The following is an 18,113-nucleotide window of genomic DNA, read 5'->3' as shown; positions in this document are numbered from 1 at the left end:
TATCTATATCATGATATAGATATTGCATGGCACCTCGCAAGACCGAACATTCATCCATTGGCATGAGAGGCGAGCCGCTTCGTCGGCACGTCCTCGATGCGGCAGAGCGGCTTCTCCGTCAGGGCAGGGCCGATTTCTCGATGCGAGACCTTGCCGCTGAGGCGGGGGTCAGCTTCGCGACGCCATTCAATCAGTTTGGCAACAAGGCTGCGATCATGCAGGCTCTCTCCATACGTCGGATCGACACCATGGAGACGCGGTACACCGCCGCGCCACCATCGAGAGATACGAAGACACGCGTGCTATTGGCTATTGATACGGCGGTGGCGGTGATGTTGGAGAATCCAGACGTGAACCGGACCGTGATGGGATGGCTGGGTGCCGCCCAGGCTTCGCCCGGTCAGACGCTTTCCCGATCCACTGCCTTCTGGGCACTGGCCTTGGGAAAGGGAGAGGGACTGACGGCCAGCCGGCGAGAACAAGCGCTGTGCTGCCTTCCAGAGCAACTCGCCTTCAGTTTCCGCGGCGTGTTGTCCTTCTGGACTGCGGGCGAATTGTCGGACGCGGCGCTCGCCCCGCGTGCGCGAGACATGGCGAGTGCCTTGTTGCTCGCCTACCTCCATTAACGTCCGATAGGGGCGGCTTGGTCGACTGACCGACCGGTCCCAGGTCTGTGTCGGCCGGCTCGCTCCAGGCGCGCCTGCGGCGGACTCCTTGTCCAAGGCTTGCTTTCGCAGGACGATTCCAGACTCCTCGTGAGGACGCGGCGCTCCCGGGATGCCCTCACGAGGAGATCGGCGGAGCTTAACGGATCGCGATCGGGTTGATCATGCCCTGGACGCCGCCGCGCCAGCGCGGCTGACCCAGCACGAACAGGAACTCGTAGCCCTTGTCCTTGGCGAGGTCGGCCGTGTTCATGTTCTCCAGGATGTAGGTCCCGTTCATGGCGAGCAGGATCTGGTGCACCTCGAACAGGTTCGGCGACTCGAACGGGATCGCCTCCACCGCCCAGTTGTCGGCCCCGACCGCGACCACGCCCTTCGAGGTCAGGTATTTGGCGCCCTCGACGCCGAGACCGGGCTCGCCGGCGCCGTAACGCTTATCGTCCTTGCCGATCAAACCAAGCCAGCCGGTGTGGAAGATCACGATGTCGCCCTGGCGGATCTCGACGCCCTGCTTCTTGGCAGCTTCCTCGATCTCCTTGACGTTGAACGCGGTGCCTTCCTTGACCACGTCGGTGTTGTAATAAGCCGCCATGTCGAGCAGCACGCCGCGCGCCACCAAGGGCGGCACCTTCTCGATGCCGAGCTTCTTCAGGCCGGTCGGATCGGCGAAGTCGAGCAGCTTGTTGCCGTTGTAATAGACGTGCTCGATGCCGAGATGGCCGAGCCCGTCGATCTGGCTGCCGACGCCGACCCAGCCTTCGACGATGTCGTCATTGTAGGTCGCCTTGTTCGGGCCGAGGCCGGGAATTCCGGTCTGGCCCGGCTGCACCACGGTGATCTTGAACGAACGCGGCGGATAGGCCGGCGTCTTGGAATCGACGATCATGCCGAGCGGGTAGGTCTTGCCGGTCTTCACCAGCGAGGCGGCTTTGACCACGAGCTCCGGCGTGATGTAGTTGGCCGCGCCGATCTCGTCCTGTGGGCCCCATTTCGATTTCGTCCAATCCGGGGTCTTGTCCTGGGCATTCGCCGTCCCGATCGCACCCATCATGGCAATCGAGCAGCACAACACGAACGCGTTGCGCATCGCATTTCCTCCGACATGTTGACGTTTGTTCTGTTTCGCGCTGGGCCAGCGCTGCATCCTAACGTAGTAGAGGATGGCCAGACAAAGCTATTTCGCGCGCGTGCGCTGCACAGCGCCCGAAAGTCGCATCGGTCGAAATGGCTGTTTTTCCCTGCGCGAAAACGTCATTTCGCGCAATGGAATGCGCCGTTCGCTGGCGATGCTCAGCACAATCTTTGAATGAATCGCGTCAGGCTGCGATGTCGTGGTCCCGGCCGGCGAGTCCGGCCATGAAGGCCGAGAGGCCGCTGCTGCGATGCGCCGCGCGGCGGTGGATGAACAGGGTTTCGACGCGTCCATGACTTGGATCGAGCGTGTGCAGGCTGACGCTGCCGATCATCTCGTTTCGCGTCACCACAGCGCGTGGCAGCAGCGCGACGCCCATGCCAGCGGCGACGCAGCCGATCATGCCGTCGAGCGTACCGAGCTCGATGCGCGCGGCCGCGGGCCAGCCGAAATCGTTGAAGACCTGCTCCAGCCGCTGCCGGTAGGTGCAGCCGGCCCTGAACACCAGCGCCGTCGGGCCGGAGGCAGCCGTGGCCGCACGCAAGGCTGACAGGCTTTCAAAGCGCCGGGCCGTCACCAGCACCAGCTCTTCCTCGAAGGCGATGATACCCGAGAGCTCGGGATGTTCGATCGGGCCGGCCACGAAAGCGCCCTCGAGCGTCCCGTCGAGTACGGCGGCCACCAGCTCGGCGGTTGGCGCCGTGCGCAGACCGAGGGCGACAGCCGGGAAGCGCCGATGAAAATCCGCGAGCAGCGTCGGCAGGCGCACGGCGGCGGTCGTCTCCATCGAGCCGATCGTCAGCGGTCCTCTCGGCTCGCCGTCATCGCGCGCGGCGAGCAGCGCTTCGCGCGACAGCGCCGCCATCCGGTCGGCGTAAGGCAGAAGTCGCAGCCCGGCATGGGTCAGGGTCATGCCGCGGCTGTGCCGCTCGAACAGTGCGGTGCCGATCTCGCCTTCCAGCGCCTTGATCCGCTGGGTCACGTTGGACTGCACCGTGTTGAGGGCCTCAGCAGCGCGGGTGATGCCGCCGCTGCGCGCCACGGCTGCAAAGGTTTCGAGGTCGCTCAGTTCCACGCCGATCTCCGTTTTGAATCTGCGATGGCAGAGTTCTCAAGTATTCATTTTGAGAGAATGCTAGCCGCGCCTAAAGTCGCCGTCCAGAGTTGAGGAGACTTTCATGGCACTGCGGACGGCGTTGACGGAGAAGCTCGGCATCAGCCAGCCGATCCTGCTGGCGCCGATGGATCTGATTGCCGATGCGCGCCTCGTGCGCGCGGTCAGCGACGCCGGGGGATTCGGTATTCTCGGTGGCGGCTATGGCAACCGAACCTGGCTCGCGCAAGAGACCGCAAAGCTTGAAGGCTTGCCTGCGCCGTTCGGTATCGGTTTCATCACCTGGTCGCTGGCGAAGCAACCCGATCTGCTCGACGTGGCGCTCGCCGCCAGGCCCGCGGCGATCATGCTGTCATTCGGCGATCCCGCGCGGTTCGCGCCGGCTATCAAGCGGGCCGGTGCGTTGCTGATCTGCCAGGTGCAGGACGAAGCGATGGCAGAGCAGGCGATCGCGGCGGGTGCCGACATCCTGGTTGCACAAGGAACCGAGGCGGGCGGTCATGGCGCGTCGCGGACCACGCTCGATATCGTGCCGGCGATCGTCGACCTCGCCGCGGGGCGAGTGCCGGTGGCGGCGGCCGGCGGTCTTGCCGATGGCCGCGGCCTTGCGGCGATGCTGATGCTGGGGGCGGAGGGCGTGCTGCTCGGCACGCGCTTCTATGCCAGCCGGGAGGCTGCCGGCGCCGACGAGGCCAAGCGGCGCATCTGCGCTGCGAAAGCCGGCGAGACCGTGCGCGGCATCATCTTCGACCTGTCCCGCAACAATGTCTGGCCGGCGCCGTTTACCGGACGCTGCCTGGTCAACGACCATGCGCGCCGCTGGAAGGGGCGCGAGGTCGAGCTGCTGCAGCAGGTCGAGAACGTGTCGGCGGACTATGTGAAGGCACGGACCGAAGGCAATTTCGACATCGCCGCCGTCATTGCCGGCGAGGCCGTCGGCCTGATCCATGATATCCCGCCGGCCGCCGAGATCGTCGCGCGCATCGTCGATGAGGCCGAGCAGATCCTGCAAGGGCGGCGCAACTCGTCCGCCGTCTTCGCCAAGCAATAGGAGCAGCCCATGTGGCCCGATCGCCGCTTCCTGGATCTCGTCAAGACCGAGCACCCGATCGTGCTCGCGCCGATGGCCGGCGTGATGGATGCCGATCTCGTCATCGCGGTGGCGCAAGGCGGCGGGCTCGGCTCGCTTCCCTGTGCCATGCTCTCCGCAGACAAGGCGCGCGAGCAGGTCAACATCATCCGCCAGCGCGTGTCGGCGCCGATCAACGTGAACTTCTTCTGCCACACGCCGGTCGAGGCCGATGCGGCACGTGAGGCCGCATGGAAGCAGAGGCTCGGCGCCTATTACCAGGAGTATGGCGTGGATCCGGCGGCTCCGGTGACGGCCGCGAACCGCGCTCCGTTCGATGCCGCGATGTGCGCCGTCGTCGAGGAACTGGGGCCGGAGGTCATCAGCTTCCATTTCGGCCTGCCTGAGCCGTCGCTGTTGGCGCGCGTGAAGGCGACAGGCGCGGTCGTGATGGCGTCCGCGACCGTGGTGCGGGAGGCGGTGTGGCTGGAGCGGAACGGCGTCGACGTCATCATCGCGCAAGGTGCGGAGGCGGGCGGTCATCGCGGCACGTTCCTGACCGACAAGCTTGCCGAGCAGGTCGGTACGTTCGCGCTGGTGCCGCAGATCGTGGATGCGGTGAAGCTGCCTGTCATCGCCGCTGGCGGCATCGCCGATGCGCGCGGCATCGCCGCGGCGTTCGCGCTCGGCGCCAGCGGCGTGCAGATCGGCAGCGCGTTTCTGCGCTGCCCCGAGTCCAAGGTCAGCGCGATGGCCCGCGCCGCGCTTGCCGCCGCCGATGACGAATCCACCGTCATCACCAACGTGATGACCGGCCGGCTCGCCCGCGGCGTCGCCAACCGGGTGATGCGCGAGGTCGGGCCGATCTCGCCGGATGCGCCGGCGTTTCCGCATGCCGCCACCGCGCTCGGTCCGCTCAAGGCCGCCGCGGAGAAGCAGGGAAGGGTCGATTTCACCAATCTCTGGGCCGGGCAGGCGCTGCCGCTCGGGCGCGCGCTACCGGCCGCCGAATTGACGCGGACACTGGCCGAACAGGCCCAGGCGCGCTTGCGGCGGATGGCGGGCTGACGCTGCGGGCAGGGCGCTGCCCCAGAAAGTCCGGAGGCTGCCGGTTGCGGCGCGAAAGCGGGCTCTGCTATAGGGCGGGTTCACCTTGTCCCGTGAGGCCCTATATAATGTCGGTCGATGCCGCCACCGTCCGCCGGATCGCGCAATTGGCGCGGATCGCTGTCACTGACGCCGAGGTCCCGCATCTGCAGGGCGAGCTCAATGCGATGCTTAACTTCGTCGAGCAACTGTCGGAGGTCAATGTCGAGGGCGTCGAGCCGATGACCTCGGTGACACCGATGGCGATGAAAAAGCGCCAGGACGTCGTCACTGACGGCGAGATCGCCGACGACATCGTCAAGAACGCGCCCATGACCGAGAACAACTTCTTTCTCGTGCCGAAGGTCGTGGAATAGCCAGGGCAGGTCCGCGCTTATCGCGCGTGATCCGCTCCTTCAAACCGACAAGCGAGCCAACGCCATGTGCCTGCTCTGCGACGATGAAGCGGCCTACAAGGCCTATATGGACTATCTCGACGCCATGGAGCGGCAGGGCAAGGCCGCCGATCCGGACAAGACCGTCAACGAGATCCTCGACCAGCTCGAAGCGGCCGCCAATACCAAGAAAGCCTCCCCTGCGAAGAACAAGTTCTTCGCGGACGACGCGGCCGACGACAAGACGCTTTCCCCTTTCTTCTGCAGCCCGATCAACAAATGACCGATTTGACGTCCCTGACGCTCGCCGAGGCCCGCAAGGGTCTCGCGAGCAAGACCTTCACGTCGCTGGAACTCACCGACGCCCATCTCAAGGCGATCGAGGAGGCGCGGGCGCTCAATGCCTTCGTGATGGAGACGCCGGACCAGGCGCGCGCGATGGCGCGCGACGCCGACGCCAAGATCAATAGAGGCGAGGGTGGGCCGCTGGCCGGCATTCCGCTCGGGATCAAGGACCTGTTCGCGACCAAGGACGTCCGCACCACGGCCTGCTCGAAGATCCTCGGTAATTTCGTGCCGACCTACGAGTCGACAGTGACCTCGCAGCTCTGGCGCGATGGCGCGGTGATGCTCGGCAAGCTCAACAATGACGAGTTCGCGATGGGCTCGTCGAACGAGACCTCGTACTTCGGCCCGGTCGGCAACCCCTGGCGCCGCGAGGGCTCCAACACCACGCTGGTGCCGGGCGGCTCGTCCGGCGGCTCGGCGTCGGCGGTGGCGGCGCTGCTCTGCATGGGCGCGACCGCAACCGATACCGGCGGCTCGATCCGCCAGCCGGCCGCGTTCACCGCCACCGTCGGCATCAAGCCGACCTATGGCCGCTGCTCGCGCTGGGGCGTCGTCGCCTTCGCTTCCTCGCTCGACCAGGCCGGGCCGATCGCGCGCTCGACCCGCGATGCGGCCATCCTGCTGCGCTCGATGGCCGGCCACGACCCGAAGGACACGACCTCGGTCGACATCCCCGTGCCGGACTACGAGGCTGCGATCGGGAAGTCCGTGAAGGGCATGAAGATCGGCATTCCCAAGGAGTATCGGCTCGACGGCATGCCGGCCGAAATCGAGAAGCTCTGGAGTGAGGGTCGCAAGTGGCTGGAAGCCGCCGGCGCAGAAACCGTCGAGGTGTCGCTGCCGCACACCAAATACGCTCTGCCGGCCTATTACATCGTGGCGCCGGCGGAGGCGTCCTCCAACCTCGCCCGCTACGACGGCGTCCGCTACGGCCTGCGCGTGCCCGGCAAGTCGATCGGCGAGCTGTACGAGAACACCCGCGCCGAAGGTTTCGGGCCCGAGGTGCGGCGCCGCGTCATGATCGGGACCTATGTGCTGTCGGCCGGCTATTACGACGCCTATTACATCCGGGCGCAGAAGGTCCGCACCCTCATCAAGAAGGATTTCGAGGACTGCTTTGCGAGGGGCGTGAACGCGATCCTGACGCCGGCGACGCCGTCGGCCGCGTTCGGCATCGGCGAGAAGGGCGGCGCCGATCCGGTCGAGATGTATCTCAACGACATCTTCACGGTGACGGTGAACATGGCGGGCCTGCCGGGCATCGCGGTGCCGGCCGGCAAGGACGGACAGGGGCTGCCGCTCGGGCTGCAACTGATCGGCCGTCCGTTCGACGAGGAGACGCTGTTCTCGCTCGGCGAGGTCATCGAGCAGGCGGCGGGACGCTTCACGCCGGTCCGGTGGTGGTAAGCGTCGCCGAGTTCAAGACGAGCCTCGCGGGCGACGCGCCCGCGGCCGGACTGACGCCGGTGCTTACCGGCCTGTGGTGGCTGGCGAAGGGCGACTGGGACCGGGCGCACAAGATCATTCAGGACGAGACCGGCCGCGACGCGGCCTGGGTGCACGCGCATCTGCATCGCGTCGAAGGCGATCTCGGCAATGCCGCCTACTGGTATCGGCAGGCCGGGCAGCCCGTCGCCAAGGATGCATTGGATATCGAATTTGAGCGGATCGTCTCCGCGCTGATGGGGAGTTGAGGGCCATGACGGCAACCAGCGGCAAGCTGATGAAGGGCGCCACCGGCGACTGGGAGGTCGTGATCGGCATGGAGATCCACGCCCAGGTCACCTCGAAGTCGAAGCTGTTCTCGGGCGCCTCGACCGCGTTCGGCGGCGATCCCAACAGCCACGTCTCGCTGGTCGACGTGGCGATGCCGGGCATGCTGCCGGTCATCAACGAGGAGTGCGTGCGCCAGGCCGTGCGCACCGGGCTTGGTCTGAACGCCAAGATCAACCTGCGCTCGGTGTTCGACCGCAAGAACTATTTCTATCCCGACCTGCCGCAGGGCTACCAGATCAGCCAGTACAAGGACCCGATCGTGGGCGAGGGCGAGGTCACGGTCGAGCTCGACGGCGGCAAGACCGCCACTGTTGGCATCGAGCGCCTGCACATCGAGCAGGATCCCGGGAAGATGCTGCACGACCAGTCGCCGTCGCTGTCCTATATCGACTTCAACCGCTGCGGCGTGGCGCTGATGGAGATCGTCTCCAAGCCGGATATCCGCGATGCCGAGCAGGCCAAGGCCTACGTCACCAAGCTGCGGTCGATCATGCGCTATCTCGGCACCTGCGACGGCGACATGGAGAAGGGAAGCCTGCGCGCCGACGTCAACGTCTCCGTGCGCAAGCCGGGCGGCCCGCTCGGCACCCGCTGCGAGATCAAGAACATCAACTCGATCAATTTCATCGGCCAGGCGGTCGAGGCCGAGGCGCGGCGCCAGATCGAGATCATCGAGGACGGCGGCGTGATCGAGCAGGAAACCCGCCGCTTCGATCCCGACAAGGGCGAGACGCGCTCGATGCGCTCCAAGGAGGAGGCGCACGATTACCGTTACTTCCCGGATCCGGACCTGCTGCCGCTCGAATTCAGCCAGGCCTTCGTCGACGAGCTGAAGGCTGCGCTGCCGGAGCTGCCGGACCAGAAGAAGGCGCGCTTCATCGCGGATTTCGGCCTGTCGCCCTATGACGCCTCCGTGCTGGTGGCCGAGCGCGAGAGCGCTGCGTTCTACGAGGCCGTCCTGGAGGCGCTGTCCGAGCGGGCGCGCGACGGCAAGCTCGCCGCCAACTGGGTGATCAACGAGCTGTTCGGCCGGCTCAACAAGGAGGGCCGCGACATCGCGTCCTCGCCGGTGTCGGCTTCCCAGCTCGCGGCGATCGTCGCGCTGATCGGCGAAGGCACCATCTCCGGCAAGATCGCCAAGGACCTGTTCGAGATCGTCTGGAGCGAGGGCGGCGACCCCCGCGAGCTGGTCGAGAGCCGCGGCATGAAGCAGGTCACCGACCTCGGCGCGATCGAGAAGGTGGTCGACGAGATCATCGCCGCCAATCCGGACAAGGTCGCGCAGGCGAAGGCCAAGCCGCAGCTCGCCGGCTGGTTCGTCGGTCAGGTGATGAAGTCGTCGGGCGGCAAGGCCAACCCGCAGGCGGTGAACGATCTCCTGAAGAGCAAGCTCGGCATCTGAACGACGATCGCCCGTCTTCGTTTCCAGCGGCGCGCACATGGTGCGCGCCGTTTGTCTTGGCGTCGCGGTCCGGCGAATCGCCGCACGCGATTCGCAAAAAAGCCACCATTGCCGAGCGTTCGAACGCACACGAGGGCGTGTGCAATGAAAATTTTTTCATTGCCAAAATTTACGACTCAGAGTCCGCGCGTTGCTCTCACCATGCGAGTCTGCACGCCGACACGCCGGCGTCGTCGCGTGCGCCGTGCCGTTCAGCCGTTCAGAAAAATACTTGCAGCACAGGCTTTTTGCGCAATCTCGATTAGTTGCGATCGCGGCCTTGCGCGGGGAGACGTTTGTATTTTCTCGATCGATCGACGCGCTGCTTCGCGCGTTTCGTCAGCCGCACACGCGCGCGCCTGTCAACACTTCCTTAAGCCGGAAGCTGTTTTTTTTCACTCGTTGGTGTATCGATGAGGAGTGCAGCTCGATTCCCGAGTGCACGCATCGACTAAGCCATCTCACATCGGAGGGCAACATGGCCAAGAAAGCGAAGAAGGCGAAGAAGGCAGTGAAGAAGGTCGCGAAGACCGCGGCGAAGAAGACTGCCAAGAAGACCAAGAAGGTCGCCAAGAAGAAGTAACTCTCGCAGTCCTCTGCGAGATGAGTCCGGCAACTGATGCCGGCACGTCGTTGGAACGCAGGTCGGCATAGCTCCTCGAGAGCCGGGCGGATCTCCTGAAGCTCCAACAGACGATAGAGGGTGTCGGCGAGACATCAGGTCAACGGTCGGATCGAACTCGAGGGCGGCTTCGCTCGCGGTACGGTCCGGCAGAAGAAACAGGATTTCTTCGTTCGGTGCAGATCGCGTTTCCGGTCTGCAATCTCACGAGCGGCTATCAGCCAGAGTGGGATCTGATCCTGACGTGTTCGCCGACGCCCTCGATCCTTGAGCACTGCGCCTTTGGCGACTGTGTGCCTCCAACCTTCCCATAGACGAACGGCATCATCATCAGCAGCTCGGCGCAGCCGTGCTCGTACCGCGCTGCGCAATCCCCCGCACGTGCTGTCGAGACGTGTCCAGTCCCGGTGCGGCTGTTGACCAACGGCGTGGTGCGCTCCGCGCCAGCGCGGTGAGGCGCTTTCGCGGATGGTTATGAGTTTGCCAAACAGAACGGTAAACCGCTCTTTGCCGAGTTGAAGAATCCATTTCGAATCAATGCATTGAAGCCGGCCCGGGAAAATGCGGGGCTCCGCGTTCAGGGCTCGTTCAGCACGATGTTTAAACTGCCTTTCAAACTTGATCGGTCATCCTTCGCGCATAAGCCGCGAGACGGCATGGGGATAACCAGGCGTTGAACAGTTGGACGGGGGCGTGCTCGGGTGACCGGCCGCCTCCTCGAGCGAAGGAGAGCGACGATGTTTCAGGGACAACTCAATTTTGATGACGTGACCACCGCGGAGCAGGGCGCCAGCGGCGATGTGCTGTTCGAGCTCGGCATGCTCTATGCGAGCGGTCGCGACGGTATGGTCGATCTGATCGCTGCGCACAAATGGTTCAATCTCGCCGCCCTCAGGGGGCGCGTCGACGCCGTGGCAATGCGCCGCGAGGTCGCCGAGCAGATGTCGGATGCCGAGATCGCGACCGCGCAGCGCGAGGCGCGCGCCTGGATGACCGCGCACTGAGCGAGCTAAGCCGCGGCTTGGCGGATCTCGCTTTCGGCGTGAGCATGCCGCACGCGCCAGTGTTGCCGGCCGCGAACCGGGGTGCTGGGGTGGCCACCCGCGCCCGATCGTTCATTCTCGTCGGAAGCGGGCCTCGTCGCGCGCCGATAAATCTCCTATCTGTCGTTCGGTGTGACGCAGACAAGCGGGATTGACGGCATGGGCCAGGCACGGCGACAGGCGCGGCGGCAAGAGCTGTACGACTGCCATGACTGCGGCAGCGGTGTCTCCTTCAGCGCAGTGGCGTGCCCGCATTGTGGATCGACCGAGCCGGCCGGGCCTGCGGTGCAGAGCCGGCGCGAGTTGAAGCGTCTGCGGGTCGAGGCTCATAATGACCGCCGCCTCGTCGTGGTGACCGCCCTCTGTGCGGGTCTCGGCGCCATCTATGGTGCCGTGATGGGAGCAGGAGGCGCAGCGTCATGGTGGGCTGCGCTCGGCTATGGGTTCGTCGGCACCATCATCGGCGTGCCCGCCGCCTTCGTGATCAACATCAGCCGTGGCTTGTTCGATTGAACCGCGCGTGATTGAGCGGCAACCGTGATCACGACGGCCACGGTCCGTTGCGATCCGGCAGGTGCGTGAACGGCTCGGCGTTGAGGCGGATGATCAGGGGGAGGGGCTGTTGACCGCGCAGGGGCGGCTGGCGGAGACGGAGGGATTCGAACCCTCGATAGGGCTTTACAACCCTATAACGGTTTAGCAAACCGCCGCCTTCAGCCACTCGGCCACGTCTCCGGCGAGGGTCGGTATGCCCGACGCCGCGCTGAGCCGCAAGCGGCAGATTGCATGCGGTTTCGAAATCCTCACAGGGCCGCGGCTTCGCTGGACCGGTGCGGACGGTGCTCTTCACCTTCGGCCATCGATGCGAGCTGAGCCTGCCGTTGATCGGCGGCGGCACGGCGTGGAAGTCGACGGGCGGCGCCGGCCCTCTCGACGGTCCCTGACACGGAGGACCCCTAATATAGAGGGTCGTCTGCAAAGGCGGCCGGTGGTAGGGGCGCAGACGGCATCGTCCTCCAGCCCGATTCTCGTTCAGCGCGTGGGCTGGATTCGTGGTCCCAGACGCCTGACTTGGGGCGGGTTCCTGGCGGGCGAGTGCTCGCGGCCTTGAGCACCCCAAATTGCGTTGTCACAAAACGACAACATAAACAGCCACTTAGGTGTTCCCGCAGAACCACGGTTCCGTGCCTTTTGTGCAACACCGGTCCGAAAAGGCGCCGCTCGAGCGCCGCAATGATGGTTCCTTTGTTGCGTGTGCAAAGGCCTTCGGTAATTCTGCTCGCACGACGAAGGGGGGCATCCCAACGTCGTCCCGTTTAGGTCGTTCGCTCAAGTCCCTCGCGTTCATGCGGGTGTGTCCGATAGCGCGAAGCGGCTGAGCGACGGGTCGAAGAGGGATAACGGGTCCAACCCCAAGGGTGTCTCTCACCCAGCGGAGGCGGAACCTTCCCTGACTGAGCAACTTGGAGGTTTAACATTATGAACACGATCAAGAGCCTTGTCCTGGGCTCGGCGGCCGCTCTCGTCGCCATGTCTGGGGCTCAGGCAGCTGACCTTCCGATCAAGGCCAAGGCGGTTGAATATGTGAAGGTCTGCTCGCTTTACGGCGCCGGCTTCTACTACATCCCCGGCACCGACACCTGCATCAAGCTGGGCGGCTACCTGCGTGCTGAAACGTCGTTCGCCAGCAACGGCCAGTACAACAACGCCGTCAACGGCGTTGCCGGCGGCATGAACCGTAACAGCAACTACTACTACAGCCGCGCTCGTCAGGACCTCAACATCGACACGCGCACCGCGACCGAGTACGGCGTGGTCCGCACCTTTGCTGACCTGACGTTCACCTGGACCAGCGGCACCTACGCTGGCTCGGGCTCCGCGACCGGCGCGACCGCCTACTCGACGGCTGGCGCTCCTGGCGCTCAGGCCGACGGCAACATCGCCCAGGGCGGCATCGGCGTGTACTACGCCTTCATCCAGTTCGCTGGCTTCACGATGGGTAAGGCCGTGTCGCAGTTCGACGCGCCCTGGACCAACTACCCGGGCAACAACTTCGACGGCCTGTGGGGCGGCGGCGGCACCGTGACCGGTGTCAACCAGTTCACCTACACCGCCGACTTCGGCTCGGGCATCACTGCGGCGATCTCGGCGCAGGACGCGACCCAGTACTACACCACCAACATGTGGAACGTGTCGGGCATCACCGCGGCCGGCATCATCGGCGGCTCGTATGGCACCAACAACTTCGGTGGCAACGTTTCTCCGGACATCGTCGGCATGGTTCGTGTCGACCAGGCTTGGGGTCTGTTCCAGGCGTCGTTCGCGGCGCATGACAACCACACCGGCTACTACGGCGCCACCGAGCTCACCGGTCACCCGGCTGACAAGTGGGGCTGGGCTGCTCAGCTGGCCTTGTCGATCAAGAACATCCCGACCGGCCCCGGCGACACCATCAACATCCAGGGCGTCTACACCAACGGTGCGAGCCGCTACAACGCTCAGAGCCTGGTGCCGACCACCTACGCGATGTACGGCGGCAGCAGCACGGCTGGTGTCTACGGCACGCTCGGCTTCGCTGGCGTCAGCGATTCGGTCTTCGTGACCGGCGGTGAGCAGCAGCTGACCACGACCTACGGCTTCCGTGGCGCCTACACCCACAACTGGAGCCCGACCTGGAACTCGGCGATCTACGGTTCGTGGGCTGCCGTGAGCTACAACAACACTGCCAAGGGCCTGATCTGCGGCAGCGCGGCGATGGGTGCGATCGCGGGCGCAGGCTTCACCTGCAACCCCGACTTCAACATCTCCTCGCTCGGCTTGATCACCCGTTGGACCCCGGTCAAGAACCTGACCTTCTCGGCCGACGTGGCCTGGACCAACCTGGACCAGAAGTACTCGGGCAACATCGTTTCTCCGGCCACGACCACGACCTCCAAGCCGGCTGCGGTCTATCAGCTCAAGGACCAGAACTCGGTGTCCTTGCTGCTCCGCGCTCAGCGCAACTTCTGATCCTGATCGTCTGATCGGGTTCAAGAGCCCCCGGCAGGAAACTGCCGGGGGTTTTTGCTTGTGTGCGGGCGCCCATTCCGGCGCGGCACCGGGTCTGGTTCGCTCAAGCAGCGATCGATGCCAAATCGGCGGATCGAGGCAATTGAGCAAGGGATCCGATTGCCTGTGGCTCGAAAATCGCATTCGTTTCAGTAGTTTGGCTGCGTGTTGGCATTTTTTTAAAAATGGTGTTGAAAACAGATGAGTTGATAAGCTAATTTTGTCATGCCTGAGTAATCATTCACCACCGACGCAAGACGACGATCATACGATGTTAGACCCCAGGAAGCCTCTGGCGATGCCCCGCCGGAGGCTTCTTCATGTCGGGATCTCCTCGCCGCCCAGCATCTGACGTTGCGTCTCGATTGCAGTGCCTCGGCGTGATCTCCGCAGGCCGTGCCGTCAGCGCAAACATCGATCGTCTCTCCAAAAATCGTTGCGCATCGGCTTGACCGGGAAATGCCGGATGGTCACCATGACCGCCAGATGACGGGGCCACACCGTCACGCCAGTGAGGAATGAGTCCAAAGATGAGTTCGGAAGGCTCTGTGGGAGTGCTGCGTCCGTGGTCCGACCAAGACGATCTGGCGGGCGCCATCACGCGGCTGCTGGAAGCGCGGCCCGAGGGCCGGGCCGAGCTTGCGGAATGTCTGGCGGTTGCGCAGCGGATCGAGGCCAGCGACGACGAGTCCTGGTATCGCGAGTGGATGCAATGCGCGGATGCGATGAAGGCTGCCGCCGCCGACGCCGTGAGCAGCGGCCGTCCCGAGCTGGCGTTTCGCAAATGGTCGCGCGCGATCGATTGTTATGAGGCTGCGGCCTGTCCGTTCAGCAGCTCACGCTCCCGCCAGGCCGTCGTGCTGTCCCGCATGCGCGAATGTGCGCGCGAATTCCTGCGCGGTGCCGATCCGCAAGGAGAGGTCGTCACAATTCACTGGCGCGCCGACTACCCGCTCGAAGCCTATTTCCTGCCGGCGCGTTGCGAGGCAGGCAGGGCGCCCACCGTCATCTGCATCGGTGAGCCCGGCCGTCGCAAGGAAACCTCCCTGTTCAAGCTTGCAGGCCATGCGGAGCAGCGCGGCCTGGCGCTGCTGGTGGTCGATCTGCTGGGCAGCGGACCGGACTGCCGCTTCGAGGAGATCGTCGGCCGTCGCGATCTCGAATCAGCCATCGCAAGCGTGATGGACTACGCGACGTCCCGTGACGACGTGGACGAAGGCCGGATCGCGATCCTGGCGGATGACTGGAGCTCGTCCTTCGTCGCGCGCGGCATCGCACTCGATCCGCGCTATGCTGCAGCGGTCTGCGACGCCGGCTTGTGGGATATTCACGAGCGCGTCTTCCTGTCGCGCCGACCCGGTGCGGGCGAGCGGGGCAGGCTGTCGATCGCCAGCGATGGGCTGGCGGCCCGGCAGATCATGTGTCCGCTGCTGGTGACGGTGCCGGAGCGTGGCTGGCTGCGGGCCGACATCGCAACCCGGCTGATCGCGCAGATCAAGCGCGAGCACCCGGACATCACTCTGAAGATCGTCTCCAGCGCGGGCGCCGATTGGCTCGAGGCCGATGCCTTCGTCTTCGACTGGATCGCCAAGCGTCTGGCGGGGTCTCAGCGGCCTCCAGGCTGACGCGACCGCATGTCTGTTCCAGCTCCCCCGTAAGAGGCGGTCGGGCCGTGACCGCCTCGGGGGGGCTCAGAGTCCCATCGTGAGTCGCGCGCTGGCCTTCTCGAAACGGTCCTTGAGGCCAGCCAGCTTGTCCGTGAAGGTCGCCAGCTCGCGAGCGTCGAATTCCTCGAAGATGAAGCTGAAGATCTGCGCCTGCTGAGCTTCCAGCTCGGCGAACTGCTCCGATGTCTTGGTGGTGAGCGACATCCGGACCACGCGCGCATCGTTGGGGGCGGGCTTGCGTTCCATGAAGCCCTTCTTCTCGAGCAGCTTCGACTGCGTCGTGACGAACGAAGGGTCGACGTGCAGCCGCTTGGCCGCCGCATTCACGGCGACTCCCTCGCCTTGATCCAGCTCGGAGATCGCCATCAGGATCATCCATTGCGGGCCACTGATGCCGATTCTCTTGGCCCAGAAGTACCTCAGCTCCTCCAGATGGACGTTGATCGTGGAGATCTCCCGGGCGAAGCGAAGAATGGCGTCGCGATTCTTCGGCAGATGTTCGACAGTCTTCGGTTGCGCGTCCGCTTCCACAGGTGCGGCAGACATGTTCTTCAAGGGCGCCATTGCTCAGGAGTTCCAGTACGAAGCTCGACCCTAAAGAAAAAAAATCCGCAACAAAATCACTTATCTAGGAGGACATCGGCCGTCCCCCGTGCGCTGCACAACAAGCTGCCATTGTGTTGCCCCCAAGACACATTTCGGCTTCATTCAATTACCTGACTGCATAAACTATTTTGCTTACTGAATGAGCGAAGGCATAGTTCCTGATGACGGTGGGGGGTTACTCGATCGTCCCGTGACAGGTGGTTCGCTTAAGTCCCTCGCGTGATGCGGGTGTGTCCGATGGCGCGAAGCGGCTGAAGCGGTTTTTCGGGAGCAGAGGAAGCGGATCGTCCTGGGGGATCTTGGTCCGGTTCTTTCTCAAAAGAGCAACTTGGAGGTTTAAATGAAGACGGTTAAGAGCCTTGTCCTCGGCTCGGCGGCAGTTCTGCTCGCCATGTCCGCGGCTCAGGCGGCCGACCTTCCGATCAAGGCCAAAGCGGTCGAGTATGTGAAGGTTTGCTCCCTGTATGGTGCGGGCTTCTACTACATCCCCGGCACCGACACCTGCATCAAGCTGGGCGGCTATCTCCGCGCTGAAACGGCGATCGCCACGAACAGCGACTTCAACGGCACGTTCAGCGGCCAGGGTGGTGCGCATAACCGCCTGAGCAACTACTACACGGCCCGCGCTCGTCAGGACATCAACATCGACACGCGCACGGCGACCGAGTACGGCGTGGTCCGTACCTTCGCTGACCTGACCTTCAGCTGGACCTCCGGCGGCTATGCCGGCACGGGTTCGGCCACCGGTGCGACCGCTTACTCGACGGCTGGTGCGCCGGGCGCACAGGCTGACGGCAATATCGCGCAGGGTTCGGTCGGCGTGTACTATGCCTTCATCCAGTTCGCCGGCTTCACCATGGGTAAGGCCGTGTCGCAGTTCGACACGCCCTGGGTGAACTATCCGGGCAACAACTTCGACGGTCTCGCCGGCGGCGGCGGCACGGTCACTGGCGTCAATCAGTTCAGCTACACCGCTGACTTCGGCTCCGGCATCACGGCCACCGTTTCGGCTCAGGATGCGACCGCCTACTACCAGAACAACCTCTGGAACGTGGCGGGTTCGACGGCGGCTGGCGTGATCGGTGGTGCTTACGGCACCAGCAACTACGGCGGCAACGTCTCTCCGGACTTCGTCGGTATGGTCCGTGTCGACCAGGCCTGGGGTCTGTTCCAGGCGTCGTTCGCGGCGCATGACAACCATGTCGCTTACTACGGCGCGTCCGAGACCTCCGGCCACCCGGCCGACAAGTGGGGCTGGGCGGCTCAGCTGGCCCTGTCGATCAAGAACATCCCGACCGGACCTGGCGACACGATCAACGTGCAGGGCGTCTACACCAACGGTGCGAGCCGCTACAACATCCAGAGCCTGATGCCGAACAGCTACGCGATGTACGGCAGCACGGGTCTGGCTGGTGCCTACCAGAGCCTCGGCATTGCCGGCGTGGGCGACTCGGTGTTCACCACGGGTGGCGAGCAGCAGCTGACCACGACCTACGGTGTGCGCGGTGCGTACACCCACAACTGGAACCCGGCCTGGAACACTGCGATCTACGGGTCTTGGGCTGCCGTCCGCTACAACGGCACGGCCAAGGGCCTGATCTGCACCAGCCCCGGCGTGGTTGCGACCTTCAACGCGGGTTCGACCTGTAATCCGGACTTCGATCTGGCCACCATCGGCCTGATCACGCGCTGGACCCCGGTCAAGAACCTGACCTTCTCGGCCGACTTCGCCTACTCGTGGCTCGACCAGAAGCACTCGGGTTCGGTCACGGCCCCGGCTGCCGCCGCTGTCGCCAAGCCGGCTGCGGTGTATGAGCTGAAGGATCAGCAGTCGGCTGTCCTGCTGCTCCGCGCTCAGCGCAACTTCTGATCCAGACCGTCTCACGACGGTTTGACCAACCCCCGGCAGGCAACTGCCGGGGGTTTTTCTTTGCCTCGCCAGCGCGTGCTCCAGCACCGAGACCCGCATTCCTCACCGTGCCGCTTTGTCGCTGACAAACATGCTGCCGACCCGCCCGAGAACCACACCGCGCGGCCACGCGACGCAATACGATCTGGATGGAATTTCGCGACCGCCTCGTGGCCATGCGGCTCAAACATC

At 64.5% G+C, this 18,113-nt stretch carries 16 protein-coding genes and 1 tRNA gene; 13 read left to right on the top strand and 4 right to left on the bottom strand.

Translation table 11 applies throughout. The annotated features are described in order from the left end of the window. Positions 1 to 26: 26 nt before the first annotated feature. Positions 27 to 626: a helix-turn-helix domain-containing protein gene (locus QX073_RS20820; protein WP_316175158.1), complete on the top strand. Its 600-nt coding sequence runs from the start codon at positions 27 to 29 to the stop codon at positions 624 to 626. A gap of 178 nt (positions 627 to 804) precedes the next feature. Here the strand turns inward: QX073_RS20820 and QX073_RS20815 are convergent, their stop codons facing one another. Both QX073_RS20815 and QX073_RS20810 read right to left on the bottom strand, forming a co-directional pair. Further along, complete coding sequence (locus QX073_RS20815; RefSeq protein WP_316226281.1) at positions 805 to 1,752, bottom strand: cyclase family protein; 948 nt, start codon at positions 1,750 to 1,752, stop codon at positions 805 to 807. Between the two features lie 229 nt (positions 1,753 to 1,981). Continuing rightward, on the bottom strand, positions 1,982 to 2,872 hold the full coding sequence (locus QX073_RS20810) for a LysR family transcriptional regulator (protein ID WP_315827239.1): 891 nt from the start codon (positions 2,870 to 2,872) through the stop codon (positions 1,982 to 1,984). Between the two features lie 103 nt (positions 2,873 to 2,975). On the opposite strand from QX073_RS20810, the gene QX073_RS20805 reads away from it, so the two are divergent. The 9 genes from QX073_RS20805 to QX073_RS20765 all read left to right on the top strand — a co-directional run bounded on the left by QX073_RS20805 (position 2,976) and on the right by QX073_RS20765 (position 11,204). Next, complete coding sequence (locus tag QX073_RS20805; protein WP_316171409.1) at positions 2,976 to 3,962, top strand: nitronate monooxygenase; 987 nt, start codon at positions 2,976 to 2,978, stop codon at positions 3,960 to 3,962. A 9-nt stretch (positions 3,963 to 3,971) separates the two neighbouring features. Further along, positions 3,972 to 5,048, top strand: a complete 1,077-nt coding sequence (locus tag QX073_RS20800; protein WP_315752957.1) for a nitronate monooxygenase family protein — start codon at positions 3,972 to 3,974, stop codon at positions 5,046 to 5,048. Positions 5,049 to 5,155: 107 nt separating this feature from the next. Beyond that, the gene (gene gatC / locus QX073_RS20795) at positions 5,156 to 5,443 is read left to right on the top strand and encodes an Asp-tRNA(Asn)/Glu-tRNA(Gln) amidotransferase subunit GatC (RefSeq protein ID WP_315711367.1); all 288 of its coding nucleotides are present in this window, start codon (positions 5,156 to 5,158) and stop codon (positions 5,441 to 5,443) included. A gap of 64 nt (positions 5,444 to 5,507) precedes the next feature. Then, positions 5,508 to 5,744, top strand: a complete 237-nt coding sequence (locus QX073_RS20790) for a hypothetical protein (RefSeq protein WP_315711368.1) — start codon at positions 5,508 to 5,510, stop codon at positions 5,742 to 5,744. After that, on the top strand, positions 5,741 to 7,216 hold the full coding sequence (gene gatA, locus QX073_RS20785) for an Asp-tRNA(Asn)/Glu-tRNA(Gln) amidotransferase subunit GatA (RefSeq protein ID WP_315752955.1): 1,476 nt from the start codon (positions 5,741 to 5,743) through the stop codon (positions 7,214 to 7,216). Before QX073_RS20790 ends, gatA begins: the two co-directional genes overlap by 4 nt. After that, entirely contained in the window at positions 7,207 to 7,503 is a 297-nt protein-coding gene (locus QX073_RS20780; protein ID WP_316194871.1) for a hypothetical protein, read from the top strand. Before gatA ends, QX073_RS20780 begins: the two co-directional genes overlap by 10 nt. 5 nt (positions 7,504 to 7,508) lie before the next feature. Beyond that, the gene (gene gatB, locus QX073_RS20775) at positions 7,509 to 8,987 is read left to right on the top strand and encodes an Asp-tRNA(Asn)/Glu-tRNA(Gln) amidotransferase subunit GatB (protein ID WP_315752953.1); all 1,479 of its coding nucleotides are present in this window, start codon (positions 7,509 to 7,511) and stop codon (positions 8,985 to 8,987) included. 1,398 nt (positions 8,988 to 10,385) lie between these two features. Beyond that, positions 10,386 to 10,652: a hypothetical protein gene (locus QX073_RS20770; RefSeq protein WP_315711373.1), complete on the top strand. Its 267-nt coding sequence runs from the start codon at positions 10,386 to 10,388 to the stop codon at positions 10,650 to 10,652. Positions 10,653 to 10,850: 198 nt separating this feature from the next. Further along, positions 10,851 to 11,204, top strand: coding sequence for a hypothetical protein (locus tag QX073_RS20765; protein ID WP_316171404.1), 354 nt, complete (start codon positions 10,851 to 10,853; stop codon positions 11,202 to 11,204). 128 nt (positions 11,205 to 11,332) lie between these two features. Here QX073_RS20765 and QX073_RS20760 read toward each other — a convergent pair. Next, positions 11,333 to 11,426, bottom strand: a tRNA-Ser gene (locus tag QX073_RS20760). 744 nt (positions 11,427 to 12,170) lie between these two features. On the opposite strand from QX073_RS20760, the gene QX073_RS20755 reads away from it, so the two are divergent. Then, entirely contained in the window at positions 12,171 to 13,700 is a 1,530-nt protein-coding gene (locus QX073_RS20755) for a porin (protein ID WP_315711375.1), read from the top strand. A 569-nt stretch (positions 13,701 to 14,269) separates the two neighbouring features. Further along, positions 14,270 to 15,364, top strand: a complete 1,095-nt coding sequence (locus QX073_RS20750; protein ID WP_315752950.1) for a hypothetical protein — start codon at positions 14,270 to 14,272, stop codon at positions 15,362 to 15,364. A gap of 66 nt (positions 15,365 to 15,430) precedes the next feature. Here the strand turns inward: QX073_RS20750 and QX073_RS20745 are convergent, their stop codons facing one another. Then, positions 15,431 to 15,952, bottom strand: a complete 522-nt coding sequence (locus QX073_RS20745; RefSeq protein ID WP_316165147.1) for a MarR family winged helix-turn-helix transcriptional regulator — start codon at positions 15,950 to 15,952, stop codon at positions 15,431 to 15,433. 400 nt (positions 15,953 to 16,352) lie between these two features. On the opposite strand from QX073_RS20745, the gene QX073_RS20740 reads away from it, so the two are divergent. Further along, entirely contained in the window at positions 16,353 to 17,882 is a 1,530-nt protein-coding gene (locus tag QX073_RS20740) for a porin (RefSeq protein WP_315752949.1), read from the top strand. The last annotated feature ends 231 nt before the right edge of the window (positions 17,883 to 18,113 follow it).

The sequence above is a fragment of the Bradyrhizobium sp. SZCCHNS3052 genome, from assembly GCF_032484495.1.
Taxonomy (GTDB): Bacteria; Pseudomonadota; Alphaproteobacteria; order Rhizobiales; family Xanthobacteraceae; genus Bradyrhizobium.
This window is presented reverse-complemented; position numbering and strand designations above follow the sequence as displayed.